Raw genomic sequence first — 8,957 nt, 5'->3', positions numbered from 1 at the left:
GGCATGCAGCGCAAGGCCAATTCCGGGGGCACCATGACGACATCAACCGCGACCACGCAGCAGACTGGCATTCTCGGCTGGATCGAGAGAAGCGGTAACAAGCTGCCCGATCCGGTCTTCCTGTTCTTCTGGCTGATTGCCCTGCTTGTCGGCATTTCCGTCATTGCGAGCCTTGCCGGTGTCTCCGCCGCGCACCCGACCGACATCGATCCCGATACCGGGGCCGCCACCATCATCACCGCGCAAAGCCTGCTGAGTGCGGAGAACATCGCCAGGCTCTGGGTCGAGATGCCCAAGACCTTCACCCACTTCCATCCGCTGGGCTACGTCCTGGTCGTCATGCTGGGCGCAGGCGTGGCAGAGCGGGCGGGCCTGTTCGGGACTGCCATGCGCGCAGGCGTACGCAATGCGCCGGTTGCCATCCTGACGCCGATCGTGGTGCTGATCGGGATGCTTGGGAACCTGGCGGCGGATGCAGCCTATGTCGTCCTGATCCCCCTTGCAGGCATCATATTCCATGCCGCGGGACGCCATCCGGTGGCCGGCATCGCGGCCGCGTTTGCAGGCGTATCGGGCGGGTTCTCCGCCAATCTCGTGCCCGGACAGCTGGATGCCCTGCTGTTCGGCATCACCGAGGCAGCGGTCGAGACGGTGTTCGGCGATTTTACCGCCAATATCGCGGGCAACTGGTTCTTCATTGCCGCGATGACCTTCGTTTTCCTGCCGGTCATCTGGTACGTCACCGACAAGATCATCGAACCGCGGCTCGGCGCCTATAATCCCGCCATGGCAGAGCGGGAAATCGCCGGCGAGGCGCAGGGCGAAGTGGCCGACGGCGACCGAGCCCTGACCGAAGGCGAAAGCAAGGGCCTGCGCCGCGCCGGTCTGGCCGTGCTGTTCGTTATCGGCCTGTGGCTGTTCTTCACCTTCGGCCCCGGCACGCCGCTGATCGACGAGACGGCCAGTGCAGAGGCGCAGCTGACGCCGTTCTACCAGAGCCTGGTCGGCGGTTTCTTCCTTCTCTTCCTGCTGGCCGGCTGGGCCTACGGCAAGGCTGCCGGCACGATCGGCGATCACAAGGATCTGGTGAAGATGATGGCAGGGGCGATGGAAGACCTCGCCTACTATCTCGTCCTCGCCTTTGCCGCGGCGCATTTCGTGGCGATGTTCGCATGGTCCAATCTCGGCCTGATCCTGGCGGTCGGCGGGGCCGATTTCCTCGGCAATAGCGGCCTGCCCGCCTGGGCGCTGCTGGCCGCCATCATCCTGACATCCGCACTGCTCAACATTTTCGTCGGCTCTGCCTCGGCCAAGTGGGCGCTGCTGTCGCCTGTGCTGGTGCCGATGCTGATGCTGCTCGGCATCACGCCGGAAATGGCGACCGCCGCATACCGCGTGGGCGATGGCGCGACCAACATTATCACACCGCTGATGGTCTATTTCCCGCTGATCCTGATTTTCTGCCAGCGCTGGCAAAAGGATTTCGGGCTCGGCTCGCTTGCGGCGACGATGCTGCCCTACTCGGTCGGCCTGCTGGTGGCGGGCCTTGCCATGACGATCGGCTGGGTCGTGCTGGACCTGCCGCTTGGTCCGGGCGCAGGGGTATTCATGGATGTGCCGACCGCCATCGACCCGACCGGGCCTGCCGCATCGGAATGATCGGGGCGCATGCGCCCTCTTAATCCGCGGCGTCGTCGTCCCCGTCCAGATCACGCGCGACCTTCGGGTCGTTCAGCAGCTTCTCGATCCGGTCCGCTTCCTCGAAGCTTTCGTCGGCGCGGAATTTGAGCTTGGGCGCGAATTTCAAGCCCAACCGCTTTGCCACCTCGCGCTGGAGGTAGGCCGTGTTGCGGCGCAGGGCGGCAACGATCTCGTCCTCGCCCTTGCCCAGCAGCGGTTTGACATAGGCCGTCGCATTGCGAAGGTCCGGTGTCATCCGCACTTCGGTCACCGCGATGTTCGCCGCGCTCACCGTTTCGTCATGCACCTCCTGCCGGGCGAGCAACTCCGACAGGATGTGCCGCACGCGCTCGCCCACCTTCAGGACGCGGACGGAATGCTGTTCGGCGGTGAGTTGTTCGCGGCGGGCCATCAGGGGTTCTCCAGCGGCGCATGGCCGGGCGGCGGTTTGGGTGTCGGAATGGCGGTCGATGTGGCGCGCGCAAGGATGCGCCCTTCCTCGTCCAGCAATTCGCCTTCCAGGAACAGGACGCGCCGGCCCGCTTTCACCACCCTGCCCTTGCCCGTGATGACCGCACCCTGCGGTATCAGCCGGATAAGGGACAACGACAGGTCGAGATTGAGCGGCGCTTCGCGGCCTCCGCTCGCGGCGACATAGGCATAACCCATGACATCATCGAGATACCCTGCGACCAGCCCGCCCTGCACGCCGCCGCGCCAGGTGCACATCTGCTCCTGCACGGTGAAGCGCATGGTGGCGGTCTGCGCGGCCTCGTCCCAACCGACGAATTCCGAGGCGAGCAGCGACGAATGGGGCGAAGGTGGCCCGTCGCCGAATATGTCGTCGCTGCCCACGCTGCTCTCGTTCATTCCTGCAGGGTTCAAAGCGTGCGTTCACGCTCCTCGATCTCGAAGACCTCGAGGCTGTCGCCCGGCTGGACGTCGTTCGTGTCTTCCAGCACCACGCCGCATTCCAGGCCGGTGCGGACTTCGTCCACGTCGTCCTTGAACCGGCGGAGCGAGGCGATGGTCGTGGCGGACACGATGACATCGTCCCGCGTGAGGCGTGCGTGCAGCCCCTTGCGGATGACGCCTTCGGTGACCAGCAGACCGGCTGCCTTGTCCTTCTTGCCGGACTTGAAGACTTCCTTGACCTCTGCGCGGCCGACGACGTGCTCGATCTTCTCGGGACCGAGCTCGCCCGCCATCTCCTTCGCGATTTCTTCGGTCAGGTGATAGATGACGTCGTAATACTTCATCTCCACGCCGTCGCGCTTCACCAGGTCGCGGGCCTTCGCGTTGGGCCGCACGTTGAAACCGATGATCGGCGCACCCGATGCCGCCGCCAGGGTGACATCGCTTTCGGTAATGGCGCCGACACCTGCATGCAGGATGCGGACCTTGATGAGGTCGTTGGACAGGTTGTGGAGCGCGGTGTTGATCGCCTCCACGCTGCCCTGAACGTCGGCCTTCACCAGCAGCGGGAACTCAACCACGTCGGCCTGCAGGTTGTTGAACATCGTATCGAAGCTGGTCGGGGCAAGCGCGGTGCGCTTCTCCGTGGCCTTCTCGCGGCGATATTCGGCAACTTCGCGGGCGCGGGATTCGCTTTCCACCACGGTCAGCTGGTCGCCTGCCATCGGCACACCGCCAAGGCCCAGGACCTCGACCGGCATGGACGGTTCGGCGGCCTTGATCTGCTTGCCCTGGTCGTTGACCACGGCGCGGACCTTGCCGCTTTCGGTGCCGACCACGAACACGTCGCCACGCTTCAGCGTGCCGCGCGTGACGAGGACGGTCGCGACAGGGCCACGGCCCTTGTCGAGCTGTGCCTCGATCACGGTCGCGTCGGCTGCGCGGTCCGGGTTCGCCTTCAGCTCGAGCAGTTCGGCCTGCAGCGCAATCGCTTCGAGCAGCTTGTCGAGGCCCGTGCCCTTTGTCGCGGAAACTTCCACGTCCTGCACATCGCCCGACATCGCTTCCACGATCACCTCGTGTTCCAGCAGGCGTTCGCGGATTTTCTGCGCGTTCGCCTCCGGCTTGTCGATCTTGTTGATCGCCACGATCATCGGGACGCCCGATGCCTTGGTGTGTTTGACCGCCTCAATCGTCTGCGGCATGATGCCGTCATCGGCGGCAACCACGAGAACCACGATATCGGTCACGTTGGCGCCGCGCTGGCGCATTTCCGTGAACGCGGCGTGGCCGGGCGTATCGAGGAAGGTGATCTTGTCCTTGTTCTTGGTCGTGATCTGGTAGCTGCCGATGTGCTGGGTGATGCCGCCGGCCTCGCCCTTCGTCACATTGGTGCCGCGCAGGGCGTCCAGCAGGCTGGTCTTGCCGTGATCGACATGGCCCATGATCGTGACAACCGGCGGACGCGGTTTCAGCGTATCCTCGGGATCCTTGTCCTCTTCGACCTTGATGTCGACGTCGTCTTCGGAGACGCGCTGGACGTTGTGGCCGAATTCCTCGACCAGCAGTTCGGCGGTATCGGCGTCGATGGTCTGGTTGACAGTGACCATCATGTCCATCTGGAACAGGGCCTTCACCAGCTCTGCACCCTTCTCGCCCATCCGCTTCGCCAGTTCGCCGACCGTGATGGCCTCGGGAACGATGACGTCGCGAACCTGCTTCTCGCGCGGCTTCGTGCTGCCGCCGCCCTGTGCACGCTTCTCGCGCTCGCGGGCACGCTTCAGCGCGGCGAGGCTGCGGGCACGGCGGCCTTCGTCCTCGTTCAGCGCCTTGGTCACGGTCAGCTTGCCGGAACGGCGCTTGTCCGGACGCTCGGGCGTGCGGGCCTTCTTCTCTTCCTTCTTCGGCGGGCGCTTGGGCTCGGGCCGTGCGACCGGCGTGAACTTGCGTGCGCCCGGCACGACCTTGGCGGCCGGTTTTGCCGCTGTATCGTCGGCCTGCGCGGCTTCGGCAGCGGGTTCTTCGGTAGCAGCCTCTTCCGCCTTGGCCGCATCCTTGGCATCGAGTTCGGCCTGCTTTGCAGCAGCCTCTTCCGCCTTGCGGTTTTCCTCGGCGCGCTTCTTTTCGTCCTCGGCTGCCTGGCGGGACTGCTTTTCCTCGCGCTTGCGCGCGTCCTCAGCCAGCCTCAGGCGATCTTCTTCGGCCTCGCGCTGCAGGCGCGCCACGCGTTCCTGCGGCGTTTCGCCGGCAGGTGCCTTGCTGGCGGGAGCGGGCGCAGGGGCGGGCGCCGGCGCAGGGGCTGGTGCGGGAGCCGGCGCGGGTGCCGCTTCGGATTCCGGTGCAGCGGCGGGTGCCGGTACAGGCTCCTCGGCCCCCTTCTCACCGGGCTTCACCAGCTTCCGGCGACGCTTCACCTCGACGGCGACCTTGTTGGTTCGGCCGTGGCTGAAGGTCTGCTTGACCTCGCCCGCATCGACCGGCCGCTTCAGTCCGAGCGGCTTGCGGGTCTTGGGCTTGTCTTCGTTATCGGCCATAAAAAGCGTATCTTCCTTACAAACTTGTATCGTCGTCGTCTGGCGGGCCAAATGCCCGTCAGCCGCTGTCCTGCGTGCTTTGGGTCAGCGCACCCCCGGAAGGTCCAAGTGGCGCGCCGGTGAATTGCAACAGGCGCTGCAGGGCAGTGCCCACCCGGTCTGCCGCGCTCTTGCCGGAGCGTGCAGTTCCTCGCGAGCCGCGGCTGCTGACGCCCAGATGGACGACGTTCGCGCCGCCCAATGCCACAGACAAAGCGTCACGGTCCAGTGGCAAGCGCGTACCGCGCTGTCCGGACCCTTCAGCGTCCGAGCCGACACGCCATGCCTGGTCGAGCCTGGAGGCCCCGCCCTCGCTTGCATCCGACGCGTGCAGCAGCAGGCCGATGCCCCCGCCGCGCGCGGTCTCTGCAATGCGTTCGGATCCCAAGATAATGTTCCCGCCGCGCATTTCGAGACCCAGACGGTCGAGAAAAGCGCGCGTCAGCGAATCCTCGATCCTCTGCGGCAGGTCGTCGGGGACCGACAGAGGTGCGCCCTTGAAGGCCCGGGCGAGAGCGCCCCGCAACCGGCCGCTGGCCATCGCCTCTTCCAGCGCAGCACGGTCCGCGCCGAGCCATGCGCCGCGTCCGGGCGCTTTCGCCTGAACGTCGGGCAGCACGTCCCCGTCCGGGGAGATGGCAAGGCGCACGAGGGTATCGCGCGCGCCATGCTCCCCTGACAGGATGCACTTGCGCTCCGGAGCAGGCTTCCCTGCCCCGGCTTGCGCGTCATCGATGTCGGACGTCAGGCGCTCATTGGGTGGAGTCCGCATCGGCGGCCTCCTGCTGCTCGGTCGCATCCGCCGCGGCGGGCGCTTCCTCTTCGTCTTCGAACCAGTGCGCGCGGGCCGCCATGATGATCTCGTTGCCCTGCTCTTCGCTCAGGCCGAACGCACCCAGCACGCCGCCCTTGTCCTCGGGCCGCGACGGACGATCGCTCTTCATCGGCGGACCGGCCTTCGGGTCGGTCGGTGACGGGCGGCGACGCGGTGCCTCGCGCTTTTTGGCGATCAGTTCGTCGGTCGCGAGATCGGCCAGATCGTCCAGCGTCCTGATCTCGGCCTTGCCCAGCACGACCAGCATCTGTTCGGTCAGGTGCGGCAGTTCTGCAAGATCGTCCTCGACACCCAGTTCGCGGCGTTCCTCGCGCGCGGTTGCTTCGTGCCGCTCCAGCGCCTCTGTCGCGCGGCTCTGCAGTTCCTCGGCCAGTTCCTCGTCGAAGCCCTCGATGCTGGCGAGTTCGGCCAGTTCGACATAGGCGACCTCTTCCAGTTCCGCGAAGCCTTCCGCGACCAGCAGCTGCGAGAGGGTTTCGTCGACGTCGAGCTCTTCCTCGAACATCTTGGAGCGTTCGGCGAATTCCTTCGACCGCTTCTCGCTCGCCTCTTCCTCGGTCATGATGTCGATCTGGTGACCGGTCAGCTGGCTGGCGAGACGCACGTTCTGGCCGCGGCGACCGATGGCCAGGCTGAGCTGGTCGTCGGGTACGACGACTTCGATACGCGGCTCGTCCTCGTCCAGCACGACGCGGCTGACGGTTGCAGGCTGGAGCGCGTTCACCACGAAGGTCGCGATATCCTCGCTCCACGGGATGATGTCGATCTTCTCGCCCTGCAGTTCCTGCACGACGGCCTGCACGCGGCTGCCCTTCATGCCGACACAGGCACCGACGGGGTCGATACTGCTGTCGTGGCTGATGACGCCGATCTTCGCGCGGCTACCCGGATCGCGGGCGGCGGCCTTGATCTCGATGATACCGTCGTAGATTTCGGGCACTTCCTGCGCGAACAGCTTGCGCATGAAATCGGGCGCGGCGCGGCTGAGGAAGATCTGCGGACCACGATTGTTGCGCTCCACCTTGGTGATCAGGGCGCGGATACGCTCGCCCACGCGGACAGCTTCGCGCGGGATCTGCTGGTCGCGGCGAATGACACCCTCTGCGCGGCCGAGGTTGACGATCACGTGGCCGAATTCGACCGACTTGATGACGCCGGTGATGACCTCGTTCGCGCGGTCCTTGAATTCGTCGTACTGGCGCTCGCGCTCCGCATCGCGGACTTTCTGGAAAATCACCTGCTTGGCGCTCTGCGCGTCGATACGGCCGAGATCGACCGGCGGCAGCGGGTCGACGATGAAGTCACCGATGCCGGCATCGTCCTGCAGCTTCTGCGCGGCCTTCAGGTCGACCTGCTTGAAATAGTCCTCGACCTCCTCGACCACTTCGACGACGCGCCACAGGCGCAGGTCGCCGGTCTGCGGGTCGAGCTTCGCACGGATGTCGTTTTCCGCACCATAGCGGTTGCGCGCGCTCTTCTGGATCGCCTCTTCCATCGCCTCGATGACGATTTCCTTGTCGATCATCTTTTCGGAGGCGACCGCGTTCGCAATTGCGAGCAGTTCTGCCTTGTTGGCGGAAATTGCACTGGCCATCAGTCGTCAGCCTTCTCTTCTTCGTCCGTTTCCGGGTCTTCGATAATGTCCTCGGCACCTGCGGTGTCGAGCGGTTGCGTGGCGGCGATCAGCGCGTCCGTCAGGACCAGCTTCGCCGCATGGATCAGATCGCGGGGGAAGGAAACCTCGCCCGCGCGGTTATCGTCTATCGTGACGAGCCCGCTCTCGTCGATGCCGACCAGCGTGCCCTTCAGCGTGCGATGGCCGTGGACCTTCTCCGCCAGCGAGATCTTCGCCTCGTGCCCCACCCAATCGCTGAAATCCTTCGCGCGGGTCAGCGGGCGGTCGATGCCGGGGCTGCTGACTTCCAGGTGATAGGCACCGGGGACGAGAACCGTGCCCTCCTCCTCCAGCGCGTCGAGCCGGTCGGAGATACGGCGCGAGAGCGCCGCGCATTGCTCGATCACCAGCTGGCCCGTCGCCGGGTCTTCCGCCATGATCTGCAGCGCCTGCCCGCCGTCCCCAGCTTCCGACGGCATCATCTTCACGCGGACGAGTTCGAAGCCCAGCGCCTTCGCTTCGGGTTCGATTACGTCTTCAAGGCGTGCCAGATCGGCCATTCGGTCTCCAGTTTGTTTCCACCGCGGCAACGGCAATGCGGTTTCGCGCCGGCCCCTTCCGGCGCCAGCCCCACATTGCAGCAACGATGTCGGGATGGATGCGAGATAGGTCGCCGCCCGGCATATTGCAAGGATTAAGATCGCCTGCGCACCCAGGGATCTTCCGTCCGGTCGACCGATAGTTCTCCGTCGAAAGGTCGGCACAGGTCGAAGGCTTCATGCGGCGTGCCTTCGAGCCATGCAGGCCAGACTTCGGGCGAAAGGATGACCGGCATCCGGTCGTGGACAGGCGCGACCTGCCTGTTGGCATCGGTCATCACCATCGAGAACGCTTCGCTCCATTCGTCGGTATCGCGCCAGATGCCGGCGGCCGCGAAGACCGGCGAACCGGGCACGCTGAACCAGGTGCGGGTCATGCTGCCCTTTGCGCCCTCCGCCTCGGCAAAGCGCGTGACAGGGATCAGGCAGCGGCGATTTTCGAAACTGTCGCGCCAGAAGAAGCTCTTGAGCTTGTCGGTGCGGGCATTGTTCACCGGCTTTGGCTTCAGCTTCTGCCCTTTTGCGCCTGTGCGCTCGAAGGGGAAACCCCAGACCATGGGCTTCAGGCATGCCCCTGCCACGACCGGGGCGGGATAGCCCGGATAAATCTCGTCCGGCGCATTGCTGCCGAAATCCTGCGCCACGGCGTCGAAGAAGTCGGCCAGTTCGGTTTGCGAGGCGCGCACGTTGTAAAGGTTGCACATGGCGCGGTCTTACATCGCCATTCCGCGGCAGGCAAA

8 protein-coding genes are annotated in these 8,957 nt (G+C 65.3%); 1 reads left to right on the top strand and 7 read right to left on the bottom strand.

The genetic code is table 11. The annotated features are described in order from the left end of the window. Positions 1-1,659 (top strand): AbgT family transporter (locus tag ACGHJ7_RS14025; RefSeq protein WP_390478946.1); only part of this gene is annotated, 1,659 nt, incomplete at its 5' end. 19 nt (positions 1,660-1,678) lie between these two features. On the opposite strand, the gene rbfA is transcribed toward ACGHJ7_RS14025, so the two are convergent. From rbfA to ACGHJ7_RS13990, 7 genes are all read right to left on the bottom strand, one after another. Beyond that, the gene (rbfA, locus tag ACGHJ7_RS14020; RefSeq protein ID WP_390478943.1) at positions 1,679-2,092 is read right to left on the bottom strand and encodes a 30S ribosome-binding factor RbfA; all 414 of its coding nucleotides are present in this window, start codon (positions 2,090-2,092) and stop codon (positions 1,679-1,681) included. Beyond that, positions 2,092-2,550, bottom strand: a complete 459-nt coding sequence (locus tag ACGHJ7_RS14015; protein ID WP_390478941.1) for a PaaI family thioesterase — start codon at positions 2,548-2,550, stop codon at positions 2,092-2,094. The genes rbfA and ACGHJ7_RS14015 overlap by 1 nt, the downstream gene beginning before the upstream one ends. 11 nt (positions 2,551-2,561) lie before the next feature. Continuing rightward, on the bottom strand, positions 2,562-5,129 hold the full coding sequence (gene infB / locus ACGHJ7_RS14010) for a translation initiation factor IF-2 (RefSeq protein WP_390478938.1): 2,568 nt from the start codon (positions 5,127-5,129) through the stop codon (positions 2,562-2,564). Between the two features lie 58 nt (positions 5,130-5,187). Next, a complete protein-coding gene (locus ACGHJ7_RS14005; RefSeq protein ID WP_390478935.1) occupies positions 5,188-5,940 on the bottom strand; it encodes a DUF448 domain-containing protein in 753 nt (250 codons plus the stop codon). After that, the gene (nusA, locus tag ACGHJ7_RS14000) at positions 5,921-7,597 is read right to left on the bottom strand and encodes a transcription termination factor NusA (protein WP_390478932.1); all 1,677 of its coding nucleotides are present in this window, start codon (positions 7,595-7,597) and stop codon (positions 5,921-5,923) included. Before nusA ends, ACGHJ7_RS14005 begins: the two co-directional genes overlap by 20 nt. Then, the gene (gene rimP, locus ACGHJ7_RS13995; protein WP_390478929.1) at positions 7,597-8,178 is read right to left on the bottom strand and encodes a ribosome maturation protein RimP; all 582 of its coding nucleotides are present in this window, start codon (positions 8,176-8,178) and stop codon (positions 7,597-7,599) included. The genes nusA and rimP overlap by 1 nt, the downstream gene beginning before the upstream one ends. Positions 8,179-8,312: 134 nt before the next feature. Next, the gene (locus ACGHJ7_RS13990; protein ID WP_390478926.1) at positions 8,313-8,921 is read right to left on the bottom strand and encodes an SOS response-associated peptidase; all 609 of its coding nucleotides are present in this window, start codon (positions 8,919-8,921) and stop codon (positions 8,313-8,315) included. Positions 8,922-8,957: the final 36 nt, after the last annotated feature.

This window comes from Altererythrobacter sp. MTPC7 (assembly GCF_042851395.1).
Taxonomy (GTDB): Bacteria; Pseudomonadota; Alphaproteobacteria; order Sphingomonadales; family Sphingomonadaceae; genus CAJXSN01.
Note: the sequence above shows the minus strand (reverse complement) of the source record. Positions and strands in the feature narration are given on the sequence as shown.

What these genes read in the sequence shown, in the direction of transcription:
- infB (WP_390478938.1), bottom strand. Translation starts at nt 5,129, where the DNA reads ATGGCCGATAACGAAGACAAGCCCAAGACCCGCAAGCCGCTCGGACTG.
- rbfA (WP_390478943.1), bottom strand. Translation starts at nt 2,092, where the DNA reads ATGGCCCGCCGCGAACAACTCACCGCCGAACAGCATTCCGTCCGCGTC.
- ACGHJ7_RS14015 (WP_390478941.1), bottom strand. Translation starts at nt 2,550, where the DNA reads ATGAACGAGAGCAGCGTGGGCAGCGACGACATATTCGGCGACGGGCCA.
- ACGHJ7_RS13990 (WP_390478926.1), bottom strand. Translation starts at nt 8,921, where the DNA reads ATGTGCAACCTTTACAACGTGCGCGCCTCGCAAACCGAACTGGCCGAC.
- nusA (WP_390478932.1), bottom strand. Translation starts at nt 7,597, where the DNA reads ATGGCCAGTGCAATTTCCGCCAACAAGGCAGAACTGCTCGCAATTGCG.
- rimP (WP_390478929.1), bottom strand. Translation starts at nt 8,178, where the DNA reads ATGGCCGATCTGGCACGCCTTGAAGACGTAATCGAACCCGAAGCGAAG.
- ACGHJ7_RS14005 (WP_390478935.1), bottom strand. Translation starts at nt 5,940, where the DNA reads ATGCGGACTCCACCCAATGAGCGCCTGACGTCCGACATCGATGACGCG.